General features: G+C 72.9%; 20 protein-coding genes, 1 tRNA gene, 1 other RNA gene and 1 pseudogene. 16 read left to right on the forward strand and 7 right to left on the reverse strand.

What is annotated here, in order from left to right:
• Nucleotides 1-9: 9 nt before the first annotated feature.
• Genes ABT238_RS00350 through ABT238_RS00360 form a run of 3 tightly spaced genes read left to right on the forward strand, consistent with a single transcriptional unit; the run spans nucleotide 10 to nucleotide 2,208 of the window.
• Nucleotides 10-240 carry a hypothetical protein gene (locus ABT238_RS00350; protein ID WP_350754973.1) on the forward strand — a complete coding sequence of 77 codons (231 nt, stop codon included), beginning with the start codon at nucleotides 10-12 and terminating at the stop codon, nucleotides 238-240.
• Between the two features lie 13 nt (nucleotides 241-253).
• Nucleotides 254-1,219: an ABC transporter ATP-binding protein gene (locus tag ABT238_RS00355; RefSeq protein WP_350754976.1), complete on the forward strand. Its 966-nt coding sequence runs from the start codon at nucleotides 254-256 to the stop codon at nucleotides 1,217-1,219.
• On the forward strand, nucleotides 1,216-2,208 hold the full coding sequence (locus tag ABT238_RS00360; protein WP_350754978.1) for an ABC-2 membrane transporter-related protein: 993 nt from the start codon (nucleotides 1,216-1,218) through the stop codon (nucleotides 2,206-2,208). Before ABT238_RS00355 ends, ABT238_RS00360 begins: the two co-directional genes overlap by 4 nt.
• 83 nt (nucleotides 2,209-2,291) lie before the next feature.
• On the opposite strand, the gene ABT238_RS00365 is transcribed toward ABT238_RS00360, so the two are convergent.
• The 4 genes from ABT238_RS00365 to ABT238_RS00380 form a co-directional block, all read right to left on the reverse strand.
• A complete protein-coding gene (locus ABT238_RS00365) occupies nucleotides 2,292-3,059 on the reverse strand; it encodes a hypothetical protein (protein WP_350558843.1) in 768 nt (255 codons plus the stop codon).
• A 111-nt stretch (nucleotides 3,060-3,170) separates the two neighbouring features.
• On the reverse strand, nucleotides 3,171-4,772 hold the full coding sequence (locus ABT238_RS00370; RefSeq protein WP_350754980.1) for a serine/threonine-protein kinase: 1,602 nt from the start codon (nucleotides 4,770-4,772) through the stop codon (nucleotides 3,171-3,173).
• A gap of 423 nt (nucleotides 4,773-5,195) precedes the next feature.
• Nucleotides 5,196-5,891, reverse strand: coding sequence for a response regulator transcription factor (locus ABT238_RS00375; protein ID WP_350755220.1), 696 nt, complete (start codon nucleotides 5,889-5,891; stop codon nucleotides 5,196-5,198).
• Nucleotides 5,892-5,914: 23 nt separating this feature from the next.
• The gene (locus ABT238_RS00380; protein WP_350754983.1) at nucleotides 5,915-7,150 is read right to left on the reverse strand and encodes a sensor histidine kinase; all 1,236 of its coding nucleotides are present in this window, start codon (nucleotides 7,148-7,150) and stop codon (nucleotides 5,915-5,917) included.
• Between the two features lie 139 nt (nucleotides 7,151-7,289).
• Here ABT238_RS00380 and ABT238_RS00385 point away from each other — a divergent pair, with 139 nt between their 5' ends.
• The 6 genes from ABT238_RS00385 to ABT238_RS00410 all read left to right on the forward strand — a co-directional run bounded on the left by ABT238_RS00385 (nucleotide 7,290) and on the right by ABT238_RS00410 (nucleotide 13,167).
• Complete coding sequence (locus tag ABT238_RS00385) at nucleotides 7,290-8,513, forward strand: serine hydrolase domain-containing protein (RefSeq protein ID WP_350754985.1); 1,224 nt, start codon at nucleotides 7,290-7,292, stop codon at nucleotides 8,511-8,513.
• Between the two features lie 315 nt (nucleotides 8,514-8,828).
• Nucleotides 8,829-9,521: a response regulator transcription factor gene (locus ABT238_RS00390; RefSeq protein WP_350754987.1), complete on the forward strand. Its 693-nt coding sequence runs from the start codon at nucleotides 8,829-8,831 to the stop codon at nucleotides 9,519-9,521.
• Nucleotides 9,518-10,621, forward strand: coding sequence for a sensor histidine kinase (locus ABT238_RS00395; RefSeq protein WP_350754989.1), 1,104 nt, complete (start codon nucleotides 9,518-9,520; stop codon nucleotides 10,619-10,621). The genes ABT238_RS00390 and ABT238_RS00395 overlap by 4 nt, the downstream gene beginning before the upstream one ends.
• Nucleotides 10,622-10,925: 304 nt before the next feature.
• Nucleotides 10,926-12,179, forward strand: a complete 1,254-nt coding sequence (locus ABT238_RS00400) for a serine hydrolase domain-containing protein (protein WP_350755222.1) — start codon at nucleotides 10,926-10,928, stop codon at nucleotides 12,177-12,179.
• 422 nt (nucleotides 12,180-12,601) lie between these two features.
• Nucleotides 12,602-12,883 (forward strand): type II toxin-antitoxin system Phd/YefM family antitoxin, encoded by a 282-nt coding sequence (locus tag ABT238_RS00405; RefSeq protein ID WP_350754991.1) that lies wholly within the window; start codon nucleotides 12,602-12,604, stop codon nucleotides 12,881-12,883.
• A gap of 5 nt (nucleotides 12,884-12,888) precedes the next feature.
• Nucleotides 12,889-13,167: a type II toxin-antitoxin system RelE family toxin gene (locus tag ABT238_RS00410; protein ID WP_350754993.1), complete on the forward strand. Its 279-nt coding sequence runs from the start codon at nucleotides 12,889-12,891 to the stop codon at nucleotides 13,165-13,167.
• A gap of 679 nt (nucleotides 13,168-13,846) precedes the next feature.
• Here ABT238_RS00410 and ABT238_RS00415 read toward each other — a convergent pair.
• Both ABT238_RS00415 and ABT238_RS00420 read right to left on the reverse strand, forming a co-directional pair.
• Nucleotides 13,847-16,372: an ABC transporter permease gene (locus tag ABT238_RS00415; protein ID WP_350754995.1), complete on the reverse strand. Its 2,526-nt coding sequence runs from the start codon at nucleotides 16,370-16,372 to the stop codon at nucleotides 13,847-13,849.
• The gene (locus ABT238_RS00420) at nucleotides 16,369-17,226 is read right to left on the reverse strand and encodes an ABC transporter ATP-binding protein (RefSeq protein WP_350754997.1); all 858 of its coding nucleotides are present in this window, start codon (nucleotides 17,224-17,226) and stop codon (nucleotides 16,369-16,371) included. Before ABT238_RS00420 ends, ABT238_RS00415 begins: the two co-directional genes overlap by 4 nt.
• A 1,058-nt stretch (nucleotides 17,227-18,284) precedes the next feature.
• Here ABT238_RS00420 and ABT238_RS00425 point away from each other — a divergent pair.
• A complete protein-coding gene (locus ABT238_RS00425; protein WP_350754999.1) occupies nucleotides 18,285-19,658 on the forward strand; it encodes an erythromycin esterase family protein in 1,374 nt (457 codons plus the stop codon).
• Between the two features lie 19 nt (nucleotides 19,659-19,677).
• Nucleotides 19,678-20,037: pseudogene (locus ABT238_RS00430) on the forward strand (transposase); the annotation flags it as partial.
• Between the two features lie 512 nt (nucleotides 20,038-20,549).
• On the opposite strand, the gene ABT238_RS00435 reads toward ABT238_RS00430, so the two are convergent.
• Nucleotides 20,550-20,634, reverse strand: a tRNA-Ser gene (locus ABT238_RS00435).
• Nucleotides 20,635-20,765: 131 nt separating this feature from the next.
• On the opposite strand from ABT238_RS00435, the gene ffs reads away from it, so the two are divergent.
• The 5 genes from ffs (at nucleotide 20,766) to ABT238_RS00460 (ending at nucleotide 25,008) form a co-directional block, all read left to right on the forward strand.
• Nucleotides 20,766-20,862, forward strand: an RNA gene (gene ffs / locus ABT238_RS00440) — signal recognition particle sRNA small type.
• 75 nt (nucleotides 20,863-20,937) lie between these two features.
• The gene (locus ABT238_RS00445; RefSeq protein ID WP_350755001.1) at nucleotides 20,938-23,094 is read left to right on the forward strand and encodes a DNA polymerase III subunit gamma and tau; all 2,157 of its coding nucleotides are present in this window, start codon (nucleotides 20,938-20,940) and stop codon (nucleotides 23,092-23,094) included.
• A 70-nt stretch (nucleotides 23,095-23,164) separates the two neighbouring features.
• On the forward strand, nucleotides 23,165-23,503 hold the full coding sequence (locus tag ABT238_RS00450) for a YbaB/EbfC family nucleoid-associated protein (protein ID WP_350558752.1): 339 nt from the start codon (nucleotides 23,165-23,167) through the stop codon (nucleotides 23,501-23,503).
• A gap of 181 nt (nucleotides 23,504-23,684) precedes the next feature.
• The gene (gene recR / locus ABT238_RS00455; RefSeq protein WP_030392621.1) at nucleotides 23,685-24,284 is read left to right on the forward strand and encodes a recombination mediator RecR; all 600 of its coding nucleotides are present in this window, start codon (nucleotides 23,685-23,687) and stop codon (nucleotides 24,282-24,284) included.
• Entirely contained in the window at nucleotides 24,277-25,008 is a 732-nt protein-coding gene (locus ABT238_RS00460) for a DUF5063 domain-containing protein (RefSeq protein ID WP_350558748.1), read from the forward strand. The genes recR and ABT238_RS00460 overlap by 8 nt, the downstream gene beginning before the upstream one ends.
• The last annotated feature ends 227 nt before the right edge of the window (nucleotides 25,009-25,235 follow it).

The following is a 25,235-nucleotide window of genomic DNA, read 5'->3' on the forward strand; positions in this document are numbered from 1 at the left end:
CTGGGGCCCATGGTCGATCTCATCCCCGTTGATCTCGTCCCCGTTGACCTCGTCCCCGTTGACCTCGTCTCCGCACCCACGCTGCTCGCCGCCGCGGCGGCGCAGGCCGAGCGGACCGAGCGGAGCCCGCTGCTCTACGCCTGGTGGGCGCTGAACCTGGCCGTCCTGATCGCGGTCGGCTACGGCGTGTACCGCGTCGTCCGGTCGTCGCGCGCGAAGCGCGCCACCCGGCGCGGCTGACCGGGGGAGCGTCATGACACCGGTACTAGAAGCCGTGAAGCTGGGCAAGCGGTACGGCCGCCACCACGCGCTCACCGACGTCGACCTGAACGTCCCGCCCGGCCGGGTGATCGGACTGGTCGGACCGAACGGCGCCGGCAAGTCCACCCTGCTGCAACTGGCCTGCGGGCTGATCGCACCCAGCTCGGGCACCATCCGCGTGCTGGGAGCGGCACCCGCCGCGGGCCCCGCCCACCTGGCCAGGGTCGGCTTCGTCGCCCAGGACACGCCCGTCTACGCCGACCTGTCCGTCGCCGACCACCTGCGGATGGGCGCCCGGCTCAACCCCCGCTGGGACCAGGCGCTCGCCCGGCGCCGGCTCGCCCGGAGCGACCTCGACCCCCGGCAGAAGGCCGGCCGGCTGTCCGGCGGCCAGCGCGCCCAGCTCGCCCTGACCCTCGCGGCGGCCAAACGGCCCGAGCTGCTGATCCTCGACGAGCCCGCCGCGGCCCTGGATCCGCTGGCCCGGCAGGCGTTCCTGGAGCACCTGACGGAGTCCGTCGCCGAACTCGGCGCCGCCGCCGTCCTCTCCTCCCACGCCCTCTCGGACGTGCGGCGGGTGTGCGACCACGTGATCGTGCTGGCCGGCTCCCGCGTCCTGGTGGCCGGTGACGTCACGGACCTGCTCGCGGGCCACGTCCGGGTGACCGCCCGGCACGCGGACCTGGCGCGGCTGCCCGGCGGCGCCGAGATCGTCCGGTACACCGACGGTGCTTCCGGCGGTGCTTCCGGCGGTGCTCCCGGCGGTGCTCCCGGCGGCGGCGCTCCCGACGAAGGAACCGCCGTCGTCCGCACCGACCGCGCGCTGCCGTCCGACGGCCCCTGGACCACCGCGGACATCGGCCTTGAGGAGGTGGTCCTCGCCCACCTCGGCAGGGCGGCCGGCTCCACCACCCCGGCCGGCTCCACCACCCCGACCCCGGCGGAGGCGCACCGATGATCTGGATGACCTGGCGCCAGTTCCGGGCGCAGGCCCTCGTGGGCCTCGGCGCACTCGTCCTCGTGGCCGGCTGGCTGCTCGTGCTCGGCCTGCGGATCCACGGCGCGTACGCCGACACCCTCGCCCACTGCGCCGCGCGCGAGGCCTGCACGGGACCGCTCGGCGCCTTCGCCGACCGCTACGGCCTCCAGGTGGACCTGCTCGGCTACCTGCTGCTCGCCGTGCCCGGCGCCGTCGGCGTGTTCTGGGGCGCGCCCCTGGTCGCCCGGGAGCTGGAGGCCGGCACCCACCGCCTGGTGTGGAACCAGAGCGTGACCCGGGGCCGGTGGCTCGCGGCCAAGCTCGGACTGGTCGGGCTGCTGAGCGTGGCCGCCACCGGGCTGTACAGCCTGCTGCTCACCTGGGCGGCCGGGCCGGTCACCGACATCCTCGACAACCGCTTCGAGCCGGCCGTCTTCGCCTCCCGCAACCTCGCCCCGCTCGGCTACGCCGCCTTCGCCTTCGTGCTGGGCGCGACCCTGGGCCTGTTCCTGCGCCGCGCCGTGCCCGCGATGGCCGCCACGCTGGTGGTCTTCGCCGCGCTCCAGATCGCCGTCCCCGCCCTGGTCCGCCCGCACTACGAGGCGCCGACCCGCACCTCGGTGCCGCTCACCGCCGATCTCATCGGCCGGCTGACGAAGATCGGCACCTACGGCGACATCGGCGGCCTGCGCGTCCCCGGCGGCCCCTGGGTCGTCGAGACCAGCCCGATCCTCGACACCGCGGGCCAGGAGGTCGGCCGCACCGCCTGGTTCCAGGACTGCATGGACCACAGCCCGCTCGCCGAGCTGCCCGCCTGCCTGGCCGCGCGCGACATCCACGTCGAGATCGCCGAGCACCCCGCCGACCGCTACTGGACCTTCCAGTCCCTGGAAACGGCCCTCTACACCGCCCTGACGGCCACCCTGGCCGCCACCGCCCTCCGCCGTATCCGCCGCCACCCGGCCTGACCGGCCCCGGCCTGAGCACCCACGGCCCCGGGTGCCGTCCGGGCCGGTCCGCCCCGGGCCGGTATCCCCCAGGCCGCTACCCCTCAGGCCGGGTAGACGATCGTGCCCAGCGGCGGGCAGGGGGCGAGCGTGCCCCCGGCTCCGGGGCGTTCGACGAAGGCCCGGGCCTCGGCGGCCCGTTGGCGGCGGGTGTCCAGCTCGTCGGCGTACCAGGCGTCGCGCATGGCGCGGGGGTGGTCCCAGGTGCCGTCGATGAGGTCGAGGCTGGTGTTGCCGGCGCTGCGCTGGAACTCGGCCCTCAGGGCGGTCTGCTGGAGCGCGGTCTGGACCGCGGCGAGATCGATCCGGGTGATCAGGACGCCGGGGGTGTGCGGTTCGCGGGTCGGCATCGGGGCCTGCGGGAGCGGGGACACCCCGGTGTCGAGGCGGCCGATGTTGTCGACGGTCGCGTCCTGGGCCTCCCGCACCATGGTGTGCATCTCCCGGTGCAGCCAGAAGAACTCGTCGAGGTCCGCCTGGGTGACGCGCATGCGCTGGTACAGGGCCTGGAAGCGGGGAGCCTGGTGCAGCGGCCGCACGGGGGCGACGTGGAGTGCCACGCAGTCGTTGAAGCCGGCCGCCACGGCGGCCTCGAGGTGGAGGATCGCCAGGTCCGCCTGCCCGCGGGTGACGGCCAGGTCGGCGAGGCCCGCGTGGCCCGCGGCGGCGAGCCAGGTGCCGTCGGGGCCGAGCGCCGCGGCGCGCGCGACGACGTCCTGGAAGCCCGCGGCGACGTCGGTGGCGCCGTTGGTCAGCTGCGTCACCAGCAGTTCGTGCAAGCGGGCGATCAGCGAGTTGACGGTGTCGGCCATGGTTCTCCTCGGACCTGGGAGGTGAAGAGGGAAAGCGGTGATGAGATGGTGTCGGTTCGCTGGCGAGGACGGGTGGACGGGGTGCGCGGTTCCCCGCCGGCGGGCGGTGGCTCAGCCCTTCTTCCGCAGCACGATGTACTCCTCCGGCTTGCCCAGGTCCTTGCTGTAGTGGAGCGTGCCGTCCGGCTGCACCGTGATCAGGCGGTAGATCGACCGGTTGGCGGTGCATTCGGCACCGGGTGAGGAGGCGACCTCGCGGGACGCGTAGGAGGCCCGCTCCTCGCTGGCCTCGCTGAGCGTCCACTTGCCCTCGCACCAGATGCCGGTGGCCAATGTATCGGCGCGGATCGTGCTCTTCTCCTCGCTCTTCTTCGACTGGACGATGGTGAGGATGACGGTGGTGACGTTCCCGTTGTCGGCCTTGATCTCGCCGGTCCACGTCCCGAGGTACTTCGCGGGGACGATGCCCCGATCCGCCCGCAGCCACCCGTTCACCAGGTATCCGCCGCCGCCCAGGAGCAGGACGGCGACCAGGACGGCCGCCGCCACGCCGTACCTCCGCCGCCTGCGCGGCGGCTGCGGGTGCGGCCCGTGGCCGGGGACCGTGGTCGGCGGGCCGTAACCCGGCGGGGGCGGCCCGAACCCGGGCGCGCCGGGGGCCCCGTACGTCGTGGGTGTCCAGGACGCGGCGGCGCCCGGCACACCCGGCACGCTCGGCACGCCCGTCGCCGCTTCGGCCGCTCGCGCCGCCCTCGCGGCTTCGGCGACCGTCGTCCCCTCCCGGGCCTCCCGCTCGCCCTCCAGGTCCAGCAGCCGCACGGCGCCGCGCCCGACCGCCGCCGCGAGCGCCGCCGGCAGCCAGTCCCCGCGCCCCAGTCGGGCGGCGTCCGCGCCGTCACCGTCCGCGCCGTCACCGTCCAGCCGTTCCCGCAGCCGGCCGGGCGTCGGACGGGCGGTTGGGTCCTTGGCCAGGCAGTCGCGGACGAGGGAGTGCAGTGGGCCGGCCAGCCCGGAGAGGTCGGGCTCCTCGTGCAGCACCCGGTAGAGCAGGACGGGCGCGCTCACCCCGGAGCCGAACGGCATCCTGCCCGTCGCCGCGTACGCGAGCACCGCGCCGACCGAGAAGACGTCGCTGGCCGGCCCGGCGGGCAGCCCGTTCGCCTGCTCCGGCGACATGAAGCCCGGCGAGCCGAACACGTGCCCGGACCGGGTGAGCACGGTGGTGGCGTCCAGCGCGCGGGCGATGCCGAAGTCGATCAGCCGCGGCCCGTCCAGGGTCAGCAGCACGTTGGACGGCTTGACGTCCCGGTGCACCAGCCCGAGGCCGTGCACATGGGCGAGCGCCTCGGCGAGCCCGGCCCCGAGGGTGCGCACGGCCGGCTCGGGCAGCGGCCCGAACTCCCGCACCGCGTCGGTGAGCGCGGGCCCGGCGATGTAGCCGGTGGCCACCCAGAGGTCCCCGCCCTCGGTGTCCGCGTCCAGGACCGGCGCCGTCCAGGCACCGCCGACCCGCCGGGCGGCCGCCACCTCGTGCCGGAACCGCGCCCGGAACTCGGGGTTCTCGGCCAGCTCACGACGGACCACCTTGACGGCGACGGTCCGCCCGCCCCCCGTCCGGCCGAGGTAGACCCGGCCCATCCCGCCCGCCCCGAGCCGCCGCAGCAACCGGTACTCGCCCACCTGTCGCGGATCGTCCGCCGCCAGCGGCTCCATGGCCCGCTCCCCTCACCGCCCGGCGCGGCCCTCCCCGCCTCCCGGATCCGGAGCCGACGCTATCGGTCCGGGCCCACCCATGGGACGGGATCATGGTCACAGAATGATCGTCAGATCACCGCAACCCCCTCGGCACTGGTCGATGTCCCGTCGGCCGCCCAGCCGCCCAGCCGCCCAGCCGCCCAGCCGCCCTCCACCCGCGCCCCGCGGCCCGAGACCGGGGGACGACGAACGACGAAGGCCCGGACCGCGTCGTGCGGTCCGGGCCTTCTGCCGGCGGAGGATGTGAGGAGAACTGCGGCGCAGCGGTTCGTCGGAGGGGCTCCGAGCGGTGCTGGACGGGAGTGAAGGCAACCGGAACGGCGACCAGGTCGTAGCCGGGATCGCGTTGCAGCCGTCTCGGTCGGGTGCTGTGCGGAACGGTCAGCCGGCGAAGCCCGGGACCACCAGGCCGGACTCGTACGCGATCACCACGGCATGGGTCCGGTTCTGCGCGCCGAGCTTGGTCAGCACGTTCCCGACGTGGGTCTTGACCGTCTCCAGGCTCACCGTGAGGGACTCCGCGATCTCCGGATTGGAGAGCCCGGTGGCCATCAGGCGCAGCACCTCCTCCTCCCGGCCGGTCAGGGCGGCCCGCGGCAGGGCCTCGGCGGAGCCCAGCGGGCGGGCGGCGACCATGCGGCCCAACGCGGCCGGGAAGAGGACCGCTTCGCCCGCCGCCACCACCCGGACCGCCTCGGCGATCTGGCGGACCGGGAGGCGCTTGAGGACGAAGCCGCTGGCGCCCGCGCTGAGGGCGGCGGTGACGTAGCCGTCGTTCTCGAAGGTGGTGATCACCACGACCTTCGGCGAGTCGGCCGCTTCGGCCAGCAGTTGGCGGGTGGCCTCGATCCCGTTGCGACGCGGCATCCGGACGTCCATCAGGACCACGTCCGGCCGCAGGCTCTGCGCCCGTTCGACCGCCTCGACGCCGTCGGCGGCCTCGCCGACCACCGTGATCCCCGGCTGTGCGGCGAGCAGCATGCGCAGGCCGCTGCGGGTCACCTCGTCGTCGTCCGCGATCAGGAGGGTGACGCCGGAGTCGGTGACGGCGGGGTCGGTGACGGCGGGGACGGCCATGCCTTCGCCCGCGTCGGATCCACTCACGCCGAGACCCGTACCGGCAGCCGGACGGCCAGCCGCCAGTGCTGCGTCCCGTCCGGGCCGGCCTGGAACTCACCGTGCAGCAGCCGGACGCGCTCGGCCAGTCCGGGCAGACCGTGGCCGGAGGTCGGGAAGGCGCCCGGCCCCGTCCGTGCCCCGGTCCGGTTGACCACCGTGAGATCCAGTCCGTCCGGCCCGGCCGCCACCCGGACTTCGATCGGGCCGCCCGCCCCGTGGCGCAGCGCGTTCGTCAGCCCCTCCTGGAGGATCCGGTACGCCGCCCGGGAGAGCGTCCCCTGCACCTGCGCCAGCTCGCCCGACAGGACCGGTTCCACCGTCGCCCCCGCGTGCCGCAGCCGGTCCAACAGCTCGGGGAGGTCGGCCAGGGTCCGGGCCGGCGCCGTTCCCGACTGCTCCTCGCGCAGCACTCCGAGCACGTAGTCCAGGTCCTCCAGCGCGGCCCGGGCCGACTCCTCGATGCTGCGCATGGCGGCCCGCGCCGCCACCGGGTCGGCGGAGAGCATCTCGCCCGCCACCGCCGCCTGGATGGTGGCCGCCGTCAGCGTGTGCCCGATCGAGTCGTGCAACTCGTGAGCGATCCGGTTGCGTTCGGCCAGCAGCAGCTCCCGCTCGGCCGCCAGCGCGAGCCGCTCGGCCGCCGACGGGCCCAGCAGCCGCGGCGCCGACCACCGCAGGGCCTTCGTCACCAGTACGCAGACGGCCACCGCCAGCAGGATGCACACGGCCGCCATCACCCAGCTCCACCCGCCCGACACCCGGACCGACGTGCCGAACAGACTCGCCCGCGCCTCGCCGCCGAGCCAGTTCCCGGGCAGGGAGAGGCCCATGATGAACAGCACCGCGCTCGCCAGCGCTCCCGTCCACCCGACGGCCACGTGCAGCACCAGCCAGACCGGGGTCCGCCAGCGGTCGAGGCCGAGTGCGCCAGAGGTCCGGCGACCGGCCACCGGGTTCGGCAGCGGCACCCGCAGCAGCCGGCGGGCGGACACCACCAGCGCGCGCCGTACGGGGCGCGCCAGTCCGACCACGCCGACCAGCACCGCCCAGATCAGCAGGACCAGGACGATCTGCACGCTCTCCGGAGCGGAGCGCCACGACAGCGCCGGCAACAGGGCGAGAGGCAGCAGCGGAAGGCTCGCCAGCGCGCCGCAATAGGCGAACAGCACGCCCGAATACGTGGAGCCGCGCAGCAGCGGCCGGATTCCCCTGATCATGGTCGCCAGTATCGCCGGGTGGCCCACCGGCAGCCTCCCCCGATCGGGGGAGCGACTTCTCCCGCCTTCCCGCGATGCGGTCAGCGGGCCCCGGAAGCCAGGATCGTGCCCAGACCAAACGATTCCCAGGAGTTGACTGATGCGTGCTCAGATCCGGCAGGGCTCTCGTTCCTCGACCCGGCAGCAGGGCGGCAGGCGGCGGCGAGCCGTGTCGGCCGCCGCCGGGGTGGCCATCGGCGTCATGACGCTGGGCGCCCTCGCCCCGCCCGCCGCCTCCGCCTTCGGTTCCGCGGCCGCCTCCCGTTCCGCGGCCGCCTCCACTGCTGCCGCCGCCGCCAGGCCGGACGCCGTCCAGCAGGCCCTGAACACGCTGGTGCGCGACGACGGGATGCCCGCCGCGCTGGCGAGCGTCCAGGACCGGAACGGCCGCACCCGCACCTACACCGCAGGAGTCGGCGACCTGACCACCGGCTCGAAGGTGCCCAGGGACGGCCAGGTACGGATCGGCAGCAACACCAAGGCGTTCACGGCGGTCGTGGTCCTGCAACTGGTCGGCGAAGGGAAGATCGGCCTCGACGCCACCGTCGACACCTACCTGCCCGGCCTCGTCCGCGGCGAGGGGATCGACGGGCGCCGCATCACCGTCCGCCAGCTCCTCCAGCACACCAGCGGACTCCCCGAGTACGGCATCCACGTCGACGACGACGAGATCAGGAACCGGTACTTCGAGCCCCGCGAGCTGCTCGACATCGCCCTCCGGTACAAGGCCGACGCGGAGCCGGGGACGACCTGGGGGTACAGCAACACCAACTACGTCCTGGCCGGCCTGATAGTCCAGAAGGTCACCGGCCGCCCCCTCGCCGAGGAGATGGACCGGCGCATCATCAAGCGCATCGGGCTGCGCCACACCTACTTCCCCGCCCCCGGCGAGATGACCATCCGGGAGCCGCACCCCCAGGGCTACCACCGCAACCCGGCGGACGGACCGCTGCGCGACTTCACGGAGATGGATCCCTCCGCAGGCTGGGCCGCAGGCCAGTTGATCTCCACCAACTCCGACCTCAACCGCTTCTTCACCGCGCTCCTCGCCGGTCACCTCCTCCCGGCGGACCAGCTCGCCGAGATGCGCACGACCGTCCCCGCCGGGACCTCGGGCCTCCGCTACGGGCTGGGGCTCACGAGCAGGCCGCTGTCGTGCGGCGGCGTCTACTGGGGCCACGGCGGCGACATCGCGGGGTACGAGACCCGGGGCGGTGTCACCGACGACGGCCGCGCCGCCAACGTCGCGGTCACCACCATCCCGACGGACGAGGCGGCCGCGCAGCACGTGAAGGACGCCGTGGACAGGGCCCTGTGCGGCTGAGGCACGCCACCCCCCGGGCCCGGCTCGCCGGGCCCGGGCGACCCGGACGAAGATCCGGCAGTTCCCGGGGAGTTGACTCATGCGTGGACGGACACGGCAAGGCCTTCGGCCGGTGACGGGTCCTGTCCGCCGAAACCGCGCTGACCACCGGCGCTATGACGCCGGGCGTCCTGTCGGAGCCCCAGGCCTTCGCCGCCGGGATGAAACCAGCCACGGCCGGGGTGCGGGACAGGCCGGCGGGCGACGGCGGGGCTGAGCCCGCGCCGGGTGAAGAAGCATATGCCGGCGATATGCCGTGCTGCTTAGGCTCCAGGGATGCGCGTGTTGATCGTGGAGGACGAGCCCTACCTGGCCGAAGCCGTCCGGGACGGTCTCCGGCTGGAAGCGATCGCCGCCGACATCGCCGGCGACGGCGACTCCGCTCTGGAACTGCTCGGCGTCAACTCCTACGACCTCGCCGTCCTGGACCGCGACGTCCCCGGTCCCTCCGGCGACGAGATCGCCCGACGAATCGTCGCCTCCGGCAGCGGCATCCCGATCCTCATGCTCACCGCTGCCGACCGGATCGACGACAAGGCGTCCGGGTTCGCGCTCGGCGCCGATGACTACCTCACCAAACCGTTCGAGCTCCGGGAACTCGTCATGCGGCTGCGGGCGCTGGACCGCAGACGCGCGCACGCCCGACCCCCGGTCAGCGAGATCGCGGGCCTGCGGCTGGACCCCTTCCGCCGGCAGGTCTTCCGCGACGGAGGCTACGTCGCGCTCACACGGAAACAGTTCGCCGTGCTCGAAGTCCTCGTCGCCGCCGAAGGCGGTGTCGTCAGCGCCGAAGAACTCCTGGAGCGGGCCTGGGACGCCAACGCCGACCCCTTCACCAACGCCGTCCGCATCACCGTCTCCGGCCTGCGCAAACGACTCGGCGAACCATGGCTCGTCGCCACGGTGCCCGGCGTCGGCTACCGAATCGACACCGGCACGGACACCCCTCACCCCCCGCAGCACTCGTGAACAGGCGCCCAGGGCTCAGCGCCCGCCTGAAACTCACCATCAGCTACGCCGGATTCCTCCTCATCGCCGGCACTCTCCTGCTGGCCGTGGTGTGGGTGTTCCTGCTGCGCTACGTACCCGACAGCCCCCGGGGCCTTCTCGGCGTCGCACCCAACCGCTACCTCCTCGTGCGCAGGTTCGCCCCCGCCGCGGCCATGGCACTGGCCTTCCTGCTGGCGTTCGGCCTCCTGGGAGGATGGATCCTCGCCGGCCGGATGCTCGCACCACTCACACGGATCGCGGCCGCGGCACGGACGGCCGCGAACGGATCACTGTCCCACCGGGTCCGCATGCGAGGTCCCCGGGACGAATTCCGCGAACTCGCCGACGTGTTCGACCTCATGCTGGAACAACTCGAATCCCACGTCACCGAGCAGCAACGCTTCGCCGCGAACGCCTCCCACGAACTGCGCACCCCGCTGGCGATCTCGAAGACGCTCCTCGACCTCGCCCGCAACGACCCCACGCGGGACCAGGGCGAACTCATCGAGCGCCTCCACACCGTCAACACGCGGGCGATCGACCTCACCGAGGCTCTCCTGCTGCTCAGCCGCGCCGACCGCAAGAGCTTCACCCGCGAGCCCGTCGACCTGTCCCTCGTCGCCGAAGAAGCCACCGAAACGCTGCTTCCCCTCGCCGAGAAGCGCCGGATCACGCTCGACGTCACCGGCGAGAAGGCGCAGACCCACGGCTCCGCGGCGCTCATTCTGCGGATGGTGACCAACCTCGTCCAGAACGCCGTCGTCCACAACCTCCCCTCCGGCGGCACGGTAGCGGTCCACACCGAATCGCAGCACGACGCGAGCGTGCTGCGGGTCGAGAACACCGGCCCTCCGCTCCTGCCGGAACTGGTACCGACCCTCACCGAACCCTTCCGACGCGGAACAGAACGCACGCGCAGCGACGAACACGTCGGGGTCGGCCTCGGGCTGGCCATCGTGCACAGCATCGTCCGAGCACACGACGGGACCATCGACCTCGAACCCCGCCCCACCGGCGGCCTCCTCGTCACGATTCGACTTCCCGGCACGCCGCAGGCATCGTCCCCGAGCAGCTCCTAGACCTTCCGGTGGATGCGCGTGCCGCCGCCGCGGTTGTTCACCGGCGAGTCGTTCGGCACCTGCCGCAACCGGGCTGTCGCGATCACCGGCGGAGCGGCAGGACCAGCGCACTGGCGGCCTGCTCCGGCTCCTGATGCCGGGGAATCGGCGTATCGCGGGCGTATGGAAAGTCGCATACGCCACCGCAACGGTCCTCCGTCTTCAGTGGAGGTACGAGGACCGCATGGGTGGGTGACCGGTTGCCGACAGTGGCCGCCGGCAGACCTCCACCGGTCGATGTGTCGATCAGGAAAGGGCCGTGACCATGGACCCGGATTCCGTAGGTGGTATCAATCGGCGGCGACTGCTCGGGTGGGGAGGGCTGGCGGCCGCCGGCGCGGTGGCGGCTGGCGGCGCGGTGGCGGCCGGCGCGCCGCCGGCGGGCGCCCGGCCCGGCCACGCCGACCAGGCCTCAGCCGACTCCGAGATCCCGCCGGCCACCCGTCCCGGCGGAGCCTACGACCAGTACGTGGCGAAGCTGGCCGCCGAGGGGAGGTTCTCCGGCGTGGTGCTGCTGTCGCACCGGGGCCGGACGGTGCTGTCCCGCAGCTACGGCATGGCCGACAGGGAGAAGGGGATCCGCAATCACGAAGGCATCGCGTTCAGCCTCAGCTCGGCGGGCAAGCCGTTCGGCGCGGCGGCCGTCCTGCAGCTGGCACAGCAGGGCAAGCTGAGCCTGTCGGACACGGTGGGCACCCACCTGAAGGGCTACGCCAAGGACATCGCCGAGCAGGTGACCATCCACCACCTGCTCTCCGGAACCTCGGGGCTGAGCACCCCGGATGAGGACGTGCAACGCATCTTCCAGAGCCGGGAGGAGGTGCACGAGTACTACGAGCGGTGGGTCCGGCAGTCCACGCTGGTGGCTGCCCCCGGCACTCGCATCAGCCACTCCGGCGCCGATGTCGGCATCCCCGCGTCGATCGTGGAGGCCGTGAGCGGCAAGACGTACTGGGACTACGTGCAGGAGAACATCTTCGGGCGCTGCGGCATGACCGGCTCGGCGTTCCGCACCAGGCAGGAGTGGCTCACCGACGAGCACATCGCGCACCCGTACATGACGCTGGCCGACGGAAGCCAGGTGGACGCGGTCCGCCATCTGGACAAGGGCAGCCCGTCCCCGGACGTACTCGGCAAGAACCCGGGCCGCGCCTTCATCGACGCCCCCGGGGACGGCGGCTTCGCCACCGCGCCGGATCTGGTCCGGTTCGCGCACGCGCTGGGCGACGGCACGGTGCTCCACCGGCCCTGGGCCGAGTTGCTCACCGGGGCCAAGATCCCCCACAGCGGCTCGTCGTTCGGGGCCTACGACATGCCGGTCCGTATCGTCAACGGCCAGTGGGTGTTCGGCCGCGGCGGTGGCAACCCCGGTGTCAGCGCCAATTGGAACATCTACCCGCACACCGGCTGGGTCGGCGTCGTCCTCGGCAACTGCGACGGCCTGCCGCTGCAGGAGATCACCGGCCGCGAGATGCGGGCCGTCACCGGAGCTTCGCCCGGCGACGGGGGCGGCGGCTGAAACGGTCCGGCGGCAGCCACGGAGAGAAGCGACCTCCCCCGGCCCGGTGAGCCGCGCCAAGGCCCAAGGAACCGGCCGGGCACAGAATGAGACGACGAAGGCCCCGACCGCTGGGCGGTCGGGGCCTTCGTGCTGCCATGGCTGGCAGAGGCGGAGGATACGAGATTCGAACTCGTGAGGGGTTGCCCCCAACACGCTTTCCAAATGTTCGTCCGGCCGTTCGGGAGTGAACGTAGGTGTTCTGACCTGGGGCGGAGTGGTCCAGCCGCTGAGCTGAGGACGACGCTGAACGGAGGCGAATGCAACCAGAACTGCAACCGAAGCAGTGGGTGCCACGTGTCGAACCGGGCTCCGAAGGGCGGAGCTCGGAGGCGGGTGGGTAGAAGCTTCGAGGGTACATGTACATCTGCTACATTTGTGACATGAGTGAACCGGTGATCGCATCCATGGCCGAGGTTCGCAGTCACTTGGCGGACGTCCTCGACCGGGCCCGTCGGGACGAGACCCCGACGATCATTACTCGGCGCGGCAAGCAGGAAGCCGTCGTGATCGACATCCTTGAGTACCGGCGTCTGAGCCGGCTGGCTGAGCAGGCCGAGGAGTCCTGGCTGAACCAGTTGGCCGACGAGGCGGAATCCGAAGGCGCCGAAGGTTCGGTCTCGCTCGAAGAGATGGCCGCCCTGCTCCGTGCCCACCACGCCTGATCTCCATGGGCTACGTGACGCGGTTCACCCCGCACGCGCAACGGGACATGCTCAAGATCCCGCGCCCCGACGCTCTGCGGATCCTCCATCGCCTGAGCGAACTCCAGAAGGGCTTGGACGTGGGCGACACAGCGGCCTTCGACATCAAGGCTCTTCAGGGGCACAGCTCGCGGTGGCGTCTCAGGGTCGGCGACTACCGCGTCGTGTACACGATTGAGGACGGCCAGCTGATCGTGTGGGTAATGGCTGCCGGAAACCGCCGCGACGTGTACCGCGGCCTGTAGGTGCTGCGGCGCCGATCATCCACGACGCTCGGGCCGGTGGGGCGCCACTGCCAGTGGCGCCTCCTCCGCTCCAAGGCATGAGAGTTGGCCGTTGAGACTGCGGATGAGACTGTGAACGACGAAGGCCCGGACCGCGATGCGGTCCGGGCCTTCTGCCGGCGGAGGATACGAGATTCGAACTCGTGAGGGGTTGCCCCCAACACGCTTTCCAATTCTCCCGAACGGCGTCTGCCGGGGTTCGCACCCGTCTTGACCTGCGGCAGAACGAACCGCTGGACGGTGGCTGGACCCGGTTGGACGGGGGTGAATGAGACCAAAACTGAGACCAGAGCTGTTGTTCAGCCTGCGTTGATTGCTCGCCTACCGATGCAGCGCCAGCACACCGCTCAGGGCGCCGGCGGCGGATCCCACCAGGATGAGCAGCCGACGAGGACAGCGCTGCATGGTTAGGACTTGTCCGGTCGATCATGTGACTATCACCCGCCGTGCTCGTTGGTCCGGGCATGGGGCGGGGAGCCGGAGGCGCCCGCTGAGATGGCGGTGGCGGGACGCCGGGGTGCGTCTCTCGGATAGCCGGGAGGAGGTGATCATGCGGCGGGTCCGGCAGGTGAACGCGGACATCGGAGGGGCCTACCCGGGGTTCCCCCGGGTAGGCCCCTCCGGCGACTTCCGCACCCTGCTACTGGCGTGCCGTTCCCAACGTTGCCGGCCGGGTCCGTAGCAGTGCGCGCACCGGCAGGCCCGTCGAGCCGAGGCAGAGCAGCACGGTACCGACGGCCAGTGGCAGGGCGAGCATCGGCGGCACGTGGGGGGCGGAGCCGGCCACGCCCCGGGTGACGGGTACCAGCGTGAGCCCGGCGATCGACGCGCCGACCGCGAGCCCGGTCACGGCCACCAGCAGCGCCTCCCAGCGCATCATGTGGCGTACCTGGCGCCGGGTGGTGCCGGCCAGCCGGAGCAGCGCGACCTCGCGGCGCCGGTCGATCACCGTCATGACCAGGGTGTTGGCGGCGCTGACGGCGGCGAACCCGCCGAGCACGGCCGCCATCACGGTGTTGGCCCAGCCGCTGAGTTCCAGGTCCTTGTCGGCCTGGGCGACGAACCCGGCCCGGTCGGTCACGGCCGTCCCGGGCAGCGCGCCCAGACTGGCGGCCAGGGCCGGGCGGTCGGCGCCCGGCGCGGCGGCGACCAGCACCTGGCTGTCGTAGGCGGCGGTGACGTGCGAGGCGACCGCGGCCCGGGGCAGCAGCGCCTGGCCGACGCCCAGCCCTCGCTCGTACACCGCGACCACCGCGGGCCGGACCGCGGTGCCGTCGCCGAGCCACAGCGGCACCCGGTCGCCGACCTTCGCGCCGAGTGCGCCGGACAGGGTTGTGCTCAGCGCGATCGTGTCAGGGGCGCGGCCGAGGTCGGCGAGGGCACCTGTGCGCACGTCGAGGTCGAGCACCTTCGGCAGCCGGGCCGGGTCGCCGCCCACGCCGAGGGCGGGGGCGGAGCTCAGCATGTCGCCGCTCTCGTAGACCACACCGGTGCGCAGCAGGCCGATGGCGGTGTCCACACCGGGCACCCGGGCGGCCGTCTCCGCGGTTGCGGCGGGCAGGCCGGGGCCGGTGGTGGTGATCACGTGGTCGGCGGTGACGCCGGCCTTGACGTTCTCGCCGGTGGTGTGGCGCACGGTGCTCTGGAGGATCAGCAGGGTGCCGCAGAAGGCGGTGACCAGAACGATGGGGGTGATCGCGGAGGCCAGTCTGCGGGCGTTGGCGCGGGCGTTGTCGGCGGCGAGCGAGCCGGGCGCGCCGCCGGCCCGCAGCGGGGCGCCGAGCAGCGCGGCGGCTGCGGCGGCGAGCCGGGGACCGAGCAGGGCGACGGTCACCATGAAGCACATGACCACACCGAGCGCGGTCTGGGCGGCCTTCTCGCCGTCCAGGGCGTTGGCGACGACGGCGGCCGTGCAGCCGCCGGCGGCGAAGAGCACGCCGAGGACGGTGCGCACCTTGCCGGGGCGGGGTGCTTCGACGGCGGCGTCGCCGAGTGCCTGGGCGGCCCGCATCCGGGAGGGGCGGCGGGCGGCCAGGAAGCCGGCGGTCAGCGCGGCGAGGGTGCACAGGAGCACGGCGGCGAGCATCGGCAGCGGGCCGATGTCGAGACGGACGTCCGCGGGTACGGCGCCGCGGTCGGCCAGCTGGCCGAACCACCAGCGGGCGAGGGCCAGTCCGGGCAGGATGCCGAGCGCGGCGGCGAGGGGCGCTACCAGCATCGCCTCGGTGGCGATGGTGCGGCGGATCTGGCGTGGGGTGGCGCCGATGGCGCGCAGCAGCGCGAATTCGCGGGCGCGCTGGCCCGTGGCGAGGGCGATGGTGCTCATCACCACGAACACGGCGGTCATGGTGGCGTAGCCGCCGAAGGTGCCGCCGAGGGCCGTCAGCATGCTGCGGGCACTGCTGAGGGCGGGGCGTTCGACGGTGCCCCGGTCGTCCCCGGTGAAGGTCCTGGCGTCGCCGCCGAGGGCCCGGCGGACCTGGGCCGCCAGTTCGGTGGTGGGAACGCCTTCGCGGGGTTGCACGGCGATGGCGTCGATGCGGCCGGGATGGCCGGAAAGGCGGTCGGCGGTGGTGTCGGCGAACCAGGCGGTGGGGCCGCTCCGCTGGGCGGCGGCCAGACCGGAGATCCGGTAGTGCGCGGTGCCGCCGGGCGCGGTGAGCGCGAGGCTCGCGCCGGGTGCGAGATGGGCGGCACGCGCCGTGTCGGTGTCCAGCACTATCTCGTTCGCGCCGGGTGCGCGGCCCTCGACCAGCTTGTCGCCGGGTCCGGCGATCCCGAGTGCGGCGAAGCCCCGGCCGGTCATGGCCGGTGTCCTCTCCCCAGCGGGCAGCGGGAAGGCCGTGTCGGGGCGGGCCGCCGCGACCGCGGGCAGGGCGGTCAGCCGGCCGACCAACGCGGCGTCAGTGCGGGCCCGTTCCGGGGTGGCCTGCTCCTGGGTCTCGGTCTCCCCACCGGTCTTGCGCTCGATCTTGACCGCCTGGTCGGCTGTGACCACCACGGGGGCGGCAGCGTACCGTTCGGGCTTCAGGCTCGCGGTCAGGCCGGTCTGCAGCAGCGTCCCGCAGGCCACCACCACGGCGGCGCCCAGCAGCAGGGCGACCAGGGTTCCCACGAAGGACCCGGGCCGGAAGCGCACCGAGGCGCGGGCGAGTCCGTTCGTCATGCCGCCGCTCCCACCGGGTGGGCGGTCAGCGCGATCATCCGGTCCGCGACGGTCTGCGGGGTCGGGTACGGCAGGTCGTCCGCGATCGCTCCGCCGGCCAGGAACAGCACCCGGTCGGCGAAGGAGGCGGCCACCGGGTCGTGGGTCACCATGACCACGGTCGCGCCGAGCGAGTCCACGGCCTGCCGCAGCAGGCCCAGTACCTCGTGCGCGGTGGTGGTGTCCAGCGCGCCGGTCGGCTCGTCGGCGAACACCACGTCCGGGTGAGTGATCAGCGCGCGGGCGATCGCCACCCGCTGCTGCTGGCCGCCGGACAGCTGTCCCGGGCGGCGCGACGCGTGCTCGCCCAGGCCCACCCGCGTGAGCAGTTCCCGCGCCCTGGCCCGGTCCTGGCGCTTCCCGGCGAGGCGCTGCGGGAGCAGCACGTTCTGCTCGACGCTCAGCGAGGGCAGCAGGTTGAAGGACTGGAAGACGAAGCCGATGCGGGAGCGGCGCAGCTTGGTGAGCCGGTCCTCGCCCAGGGTGGTGATGTCCTCGCCGCCGAGCCGGACCTGTCCCTCGTCCGGGCGGTCCAGGCCCGCCGCGCACTGCAGGAAGGTGGACTTGCCGGAGCCGGAAGGGCCCATGACGGCGGTGAAGCTGCCGCGGGCGAGCGCCAGGTCGATCCCGCGCAGCGCGTGCACCGTCGCCGCGCCGCTTCCGTAAACCCGGCGCACACCCCGCAGTTCGATCGCGGGCTCCGCGGCCGGGGCCCCGAGGCGCGGGGCCGAGCCGTACGGGTGCGCGGTGAACGGGGCTGCGGTGAACGGGGCCGTTCCGGGCCCGTCGGTCCTGTGGTCTCGGTGGCGTGCCATGCAGGGGTCTTCCTTCGGTTCTGCGGCGCTCGTTGTCAACGTCCTCAAACCTAGGAAGCACGGACCGCGCGGACCATGCAGGCCACCGGCGGAACGGAGGTGGGGTTATCCCCCCATTCCCCGGCGGCGGGAAACCGCAGGTGGGAGGTCCGGCGCTTGGCGAGGACGGGTACGCGAAGCCGGACCGTCCACGGCTGCCGGCGGTCGCGGTCGGCGTCCGCTTCGCCGCGAACGTGGTGGCGAAGCGGCCGCCGACCGCTGCACGACCCGCAAAGAGCCTTCTGACGCAGGCTGGTGCGGGGCAAAGAAGGAGACGCGGCAGGTTGGCAGCCGGGCCCAGTCCGCCGGCGGCGACAGCAGCGAACCCGGTCCTCTTGAACGCGCTCGGCCCGACCACGGGCCGCGCCCACCGTCCGACCGTGGCGGCCGAGGACGGCCCTGCCGGTCCATGAGGCGGCCACCGAAGCGAAGAGCTGACGACCGACCAGACACGCTGTATCGGCGTCTCGACGCACCACTGGCGGATGAAGGCCTATCGGCCGGGCCGCCCTTGCAGGCTGCTGCACCAAGGGCCCTTCTGCGCCGCGTACGGCCGCGCGGTCCCGGAGCCGCTCGAACACCGCCCATCCCTCTTCTCCCACCACCGGCTCGCAGTCCAGCCCCGTTCCCGCTGGCACTGGTCCCGAGCCTCCTGCTCGATCCCGGGGAAGGCCGCCGTGAGGCCAGCGCCCCAGCGCGAGCGCAGTAGCACCCGGCCTCCGGGCTGTGCGCCAGGGCCGACTCTGCCGCCGTTCCCCAAACCGCGGTACCTCTCGGAGACAGGCGATTGCGGAGCTACGGGTGACTTCAGGGAGAAGCCGGCCGGGTACGGCGGCCGACGGGGGCCCACCAGTCGCCGGTAGCCGCTCGACTCCAGCCAAGCGACCTGCTTGAGGCCCGTTCACGACCAGGAGCGGGATCCTACCACCCCGCCCGTCGGCGGGTGAGGCAAACCCCCGGGCCGATCGGGGGGTGCAGCGGATGGTGCGAGGAACTCCCGGGCGGCGAGGGTTGGGGCCATGATCACACGCAAGCTCCTGCTCGCCGCTCTGCTTGTCCCGCTCGGTGCCACCCTGGCTGTCGCTCCGGCCGCCTCCGCCGCCGCTCCGACCGCCGCGTCCGCGGCGTCGGCCTCACCCGACGCCGTCGCGTTCCGCTCCCCCGAAGCCGCCCTCGACCGGGTGGCACACCCACTGCGCACCACCGAACCCCGCGGCAACGTCGCCGATCTGCGCCCGTTCGGCACGATGGTCGGCGGCGCCACCGTGGTGGGCGTGGGCGAGGCCACCCACAGCTCGCACGAGTTCGTCACCCTCAAGCACCGGATGCTGCGGTACCTGGTCGAGGAGAAGGGTTTCCGCACCTTCGCCCTCGAAGCCGCCTGGAGCAGCGGACTGCGGATCGACGCCTACCTCACCCGGGGCGAGGGCGATCTGAAGCAGATCATGGACGAGGAGTTCCAGGGCACCTACCGGTGGTGGAACAACGCCGAGTACCGCGACCTGCTCCAGTGGGCGCGCTCCTACAACATCCAGCACCCCGGTGACCCCGTCCGCTTCGTCGGCGACGACAACGGCTTCGCCGGCCCGCAGCTGTACGACACGGTGAACACGTTCGCGGCCGCGTCCAGCCCCGAACTCGCCGCGCAGATCACCGAGCTGTACCAAGGACTGCGGCCCACCATCAACGCCGAGACCTACGTCAACGACTACCTCGCGAAGCCGCTCGCCGAGCGCGAGGCGATCGCCGAGCGGACCGGCCGTGCGGTGGACCTGCTCAAGCAGCACCCCGGTGCCGACCCCGACGCCCATGCCTGGGCCGTGCAGCACGCCGGCGCGATCCACCAGATGACCACCCTCTACGCCTTCGACTGGGACGACCCCCGGGACGTCCCCGGCGCCATGCGCTACCGCGACCGCGTCATGGCGGACAACATCGCCTGGTGGCAGCAGCGCACCGGCAGCAAGATCATGATCTCCGCCCACAACAGCCACACCGCCCTCAAGACCTACGCCCCCGCCAGCCACCCCCACGTCCAGGGCGAGTTCCTGCGCGAGCAACTGGGCACCGGCTACCTGAGCGTGGGCCTCACCTTCAACCAGGGCACGTTCAACGCCTTCAACCACGACGGCGCCCCGCAGCGCTTCACCGCCGCACCCGCCGCCCCCGGCACCGCCGAACACACCCTCGACAAGGTCCGCCACCGCGACTACGTCGTCGACCTGCGCAACACCCCAGCCCCCGCCCGCGCCTGGCTCGCCGAACCCCACACCATCAAGAACATCGGCGCCACCTACCCCGGCATCGCCGACGCCCCCCAGATCCGCCTCACCCAGACCCACGACGTCCTCATCCACCTCCAGCAGGTCCAGGCGGCCAACATGCTCAACTAGGACTTGCCCGCCCGATCATGTGACGCGTTGTGGCCGGTGGCGGGACCATCGGCAGGTGATCGACGGGATACCGCACCGGGTGCGGACCGGCGTGCAGTGGCGCGACCTTCCCGAGCGGTTCGGAGCATGGAAGACGGTCTACGAACGCCACCGGCTGTGGTCAGCCGACGGGACCTGGGAGCGCCTGCTCCAGCAGGTCCAGGCGGAAGCGGACGCGGCCGGCGACATCGACTGGGACATCTCGGTCGACTCCACCGTCGTGCGCGCCCACCAGCACGCGGCCGGCGCCCGCACCGACCCGCCGCCGGCCCTCGCGTCAAAGGGGGCTGGGCCAGGAGAACACCAGGACGAGACACCGTGGCGGAGCCTCGCCGCCCGCATGGCGGAGGTGGTGCTGGAGGAGAGAACCTGGGCCGCTCGCGCGGCGGGCAGCCCAGAAGTAGTCGTGCCAGTTGGTCTCTGTGACATAGCCGTCGTCGGTCTGTGGAAGTCGAGCCGGCGCACCGCGCAGAGAAGGGCGCTGCGGTTTGGGCCAGGATCCGCTGACCGTCACCCAGCTCGTCCATGACCGTTCCCCCCTTTGCTGAACTGGCCAAGCACGTTGTTGGACCGCTGCGCATTGTGCCAAGCCCCCCGCATGTCATGTCGGGCTTTTGCGGCTCGGTGTGCGAAGGAGGCGGCCGGGCCGAGGTGGCTCGCGACAGGGCGGTCACCATGGATGCCGATTCGCACGGCACCAGCTGGCTCTGTTGCTGCTGGTGGGCTCGGCTCGGAGTCCCGAGTGGACGCCCGGCAGGCGGGGCGGGGCCCAGAATCGCAACTGAGACCAGGAACGACGTTGGCCCCGACCGCAGAAGCGGTCGGGGCCAACGTTTGCCCAGATGGGCGAGGCGGAGGATACGAGATTCGAACTCGTGAGGGGTTGCCCCCAACACGCTTTCCAAGCGTGCGCCCTAGGCCTCTAGGCGAATCCTCCGAGGGAGAGCTTAGTACATGTTTCGGGGTGGTCGCGACCACGTATGTCGCAGGTGGGCGGAGGGGGTGGCCTGCGGATGCGGGGGTGGGGGTGGTGGTGGAGGGGTGGGGTCGGGATCCGGTACTGTGGGGGGCAGCCCCTCGTGTGGCGTTATCTCTCTGAACCCCCCCAGGGCCGGAAGGCAGCAAGGGTAGGAGGGCTCTGGCGGGTGCGCGAGGGGTCTTTGCGTTCCCGGGGCAGGGGATCGGGGCTTGGGGTCGAGGGACGACGCGTTTGTCGGTCCGTCCCGATATCGTCGGTGGTGTGTCCCTAGCCCTGTACCGCCGCTACCGCCCCGAGACCTTCGCGGAGGTCATCGGGCAGGAGCACGTGACCGCTCCGCTCCAGCAGGCCCTGCGCAACAACAGGGTCAACCACGCGTACCTGTTCAGCGGCCCGCGCGGCTGCGGCAAGACGACGAGCGCGCGCATCCTGGCCCGCTGTCTGAACTGCGAGCAGGGGCCGACGCCGACGCCGTGCGGCGAGTGCCAGTCCTGCCGGGACCTCGCCACGGGCGGGCCCGGGTCGATCGACGTGATCGAGATCGACGCGGCCTCGCACGGTGGTGTGGACGACGCGCGCGAGCTGCGGGAGCGGGCGTTCTTCGCGCCGGTGCACAGCCGGTACAAGATCTTCATCCTGGACGAGGCGCACATGGTGACCTCGGCCGGCTTCAACGCGCTGCTGAAGGTGGTGGAGGAGCCGCCGGAGCACCTCAAGTTCATCTTCGCGACCACCGAGCCGGAGAAGGTGATCGGGACGATCCGGTCCCGGACGCACCACTACCCGTTCCGGCTGGTGCCGCCCGGAACGCTGCGCGACTACCTGGCGGAGGTCTGCGGCCGGGAGGGGATCCAGGTCGAGGACACGGTGTTCCCGCTGGTGGTGCGGGCCGGTGCCGGCTCGGTGCGTGACTCGATGTCGGTGATGGACCAGCTGCTGGCCGGTGCGGGCGAGGGCGGCGTCACCTACCAGATGGCCACCGCGCTGCTCGGGTACACGGACTCGGCGCTGCTGGACGAGGTGGTTGACGCGTTCGCCGCGCACGACGGGGCGACGGTGTTCCAGGTGATCGACCGGGTGGTCGAGGGCGGGCACGACCCGCGGCGGTTCGTCACGGACCTGCTGGAGCGGCTGCGCGACCTGGTGATCCTCGCCACAGTGCCGGACGCGGGGGAGAAGGGCCTGATCGACGCCCCGGCGGACCGGGTCGCGGTGATGCAGGCGCAGGCGGACGCCTTCGGGGCGGCCGAGCTGAGCCGGGCGGCGGACATCGTCAACACCGGGCTGACGGAGATGCGCGGCAACGCGGCGCCCCGGCTGCAGCTGGAGCTGATCTGCGCCCGGGTGATGCTTCCGGGCGCGTACAGCGACGAGCTGTCGCTGCAGGCGCGGCTGGACAAGCTGGAGCGCAGGGCCGCGGCGGGCGGGCTGGCCGGTGGAATTGCTGGTGGGATGGCGGCGGTCGCTCCGGCAGCGGCTCCGCCGGTGATGCCGGCCGCTCCGGTGGCGCAGGTGGCACCGCAGGTGCAGCAGCAGGTGCCGCAGCCGGCGGCTCCCGTGCACCCGGCGCCCGCGCCCGCGCAGCCGGCCGGGCCGGCGCCCGGGGCCTGGCCGATCAAGCGGAGCTTCCCGCCCGCCGGCGAGCCGGTCGAGGCCGCGCCCGCCCCGGCGGCGCCGGTCCCCGTCGCGGCGCCCTCGCCCGTCCCTGCCCCCGCACCCGCCCCCGCGCCCGTTCCGGCCGCGGCGCCCGGCGGGCAGCCGTCGGCGGCGGCGCAGCAGGGCGCGGCGCAGGTGCGGCAGCTGTGGCCCCAGATCCTGGAGGCGGTGAAGAACCGGCGCCGGTTCACCTGGATCCTGCTCAGCCAGAACGGCCAGGTGGCCGGGTTCGACGGCAGCGTGCTCCAGGTCTCGTTCATCAACGCGGGCGCCCGCGACAGCTTCGTCAGCAGCAACAGCGACGACGTGCTGCGCTCCGCGCTGGCCGACGCGCTCGGCGTGGACTGGCGGATCGAGTGCATCGTGGACCCGTCCGGCGGTGCCGGTGCCGGTGCCGGTGGCGGGTCCGGTGGCGGCAGCGCGGGCGGCTACGGCGGTGGCGGTGGCGGGGGCGGCTGGGGTGCCCCACCGGCGCGCCCGGCGGCATCCGCGCCCCCAGTGCAGCCCCCCGCTCCGGCGCCCGCGGCCGTGCCCGCACCGCAGCCGCAGCCGCAGGCGGCGCCGGTCGCACCGGTGCCCCCGCCCGTCCAGGCTCCGCCCCCGGCGGCCCCGGCGCATCCCGTGCGGGCCGTGGCTCCGGAGGACGACATCCCGGAGGAGGACGACCCCGACCTCAACGAGGACGCGTTCTCCGGTCAGGAGCTGATCATCCGCGAGCTGGGCGCCACGGTGCTGGAGGAGATCCGGCACGGTGGGAACTGACCGGCACGTAGGCTCGTCGAGGACGTACCAGAGGACGTAGCAGGCGCAGGACGAACGCAAGGAGTGAGCCGTGTTTCCCGGTGGTGGCCAGCCCAACATGCAGGCGCTGCTCAAGCAGGCGCAGAAGATGCAGCAGGACCTCGCCCAGGCGCAGCAGGAGCTGGCCGAGGCGAAGGTGACCGGTTCGGCGGGCGGCGGCCTCGTCGAGGCGACGGTGACCGGTGCCGGGGAACTGGTGGCGCTGACCATCGCCCCGGCCGCCGTGGACCCGGAGGACACCGAGACGCTGGCGGACCTGGTGCTGGCGGCCGTCCGGGACGCCAACCAGACCGCGCAGAAGATGCAGGCCGAGCGGATGGGCCCGCTGACCCAGGGCCTCGGCGGCGGGATCCCGGGCCTGCCGTTCTGAGAACGGCGGAACGGTCCGGGGGACGCCGGGCCGTGACGGTCCGGAGTTCAACCGATGGACCTGTGTGATTTATGCGGGAGTCGGGCGTCGGGCGGTGTGCCCGGCGTCCGATTCGTTGGATGATGGCACCGGAGCACCCCCGTGCGGGTGCCACCGGTCCAACCCGAGGGAAGGCGCGACGTTGTACGAGGGCGTGGTTCAGGACCTGATCGACGAACTGGGCAGGCTGCCCGGCGTCGGGCCCAAGAGCGCGCAGCGGATCGCCTTCCACGTCCTGCAGGCCGACCCCGTCGACGTCCGCCGGCTGGCGCACGCGCTGCTGGAGGTCAAGGACAAGGTCCGGTTCTGCGCCGTCTGCGGCAACGTCGCGGAGGCCGAGCAGTGCCGGGTCTGTCTCGACCCGCGCCGTGACCTCGCGGTCATCTGCGTCGTCGAGGAGCCCAAGGACGTCGTCGCCATCGAGCGCACCCGGGAGTTCCGCGGCCGCTACCACGTGCTGGGCGGCGCGATCAGCCCGATCGAGGGCGTCGGCCCGGACGACCTGCGGATCCGGGAGCTGCTGGCGCGGCTCGCCGACGGCACGGTCACCGAGCTGATCCTGGCCACCGACCCCAATCTGGAGGGGGAGGCGACCGCCACCTACCTGGCCCGGCTCTGCAAGCCGATGGGCCTGAAGGTGACCCGCCTGGCGAGCGGCCTGCCCGTCGGCGGGGATCTGGAGTACGCGGACGAGGTCACGCTCGGCCGCGCCTTCGAAGGGAGACGACTGCTCGATGTCTGACCGGACGACCAACCAGCAGCCCCACACGCCCCACCAGGCCGGACCGGAGCAGGACCGGCGCACCGCCCAGGACGCCGGGCACGCCCCGCACACCCACGGGCACGGCTCGGAGCCGGACGACTTCGCGGTGCAGATCGCGGACTCGGTGGAGAGCTTCGTGCTCTCGGTGACCGAGGTCGCCAAGGGTGACGAGCCCGGCAGCGCCGTCTCGCTCCTCCTGCTGGAGGTCTCGCAGCTGCTGCTGGCCGGCGGCCGGCTGGGCGCGATCGAGGACGTCGTCCCCGAGGACCGCTTCGAGCCCGACGCCGGACCGGAGCCGGACGGCGAGCAACTGCGCGAGCGCCTGGCCGAGCTGCTCGCGCCGATCGACGTCTACCACGAGGTCTTCGACCCGTACGGGCCGCCGGAGAAGCCGAACGCCTTCCGGATCTCGGACGACCTGGCCGGGGTGGTGGGCGAGCTGCAGCACGGGCTCACCCACTACCGCGAGGGCCGGGTCAGCGAGGCGCTCTGGTGGTGGCAGTTCTCGTACCTGTCGAACTGGGGCACCACCTGCACGGCCGTCCTGCGGGCGCTGCAGTCGCTGATCGCGCACGTTCGGCTGGACAGCCCGATCGGGGCGGCGCCGGACGGCGCTGACACCGACAACGACGGGCTCACCGACGAGCAGCTGGAGCAGCAGGCCGGCGACCTGATGGCGGCGGAGCTGGGCCTGGGCCGGTAGTCCGGAGCGGCGGCCGGTGCCCCCCCTCCGCGATGGTGGGCGGGCGGAGTCCGGACCCCGCGCGGTGGCGGGCGGCGGACTGTGACGGAAGCCTCACCCGCGCGCGCGGAGCGGAAAACCCCGGGGCTGTCATCCGTTCGTCCGCCGATTCTTCGGAACGGCGGGGGTCCGCCAGCAGACCTGCCGGTGGGACCGCCCGCACCCCCGCTCACCTGCTGAAACGTGTG

The organism is Kitasatospora sp. NPDC001527, from assembly GCF_040298605.1.
Taxonomy (GTDB): domain Bacteria; phylum Actinomycetota; class Actinomycetes; order Streptomycetales; family Streptomycetaceae; genus Kitasatospora.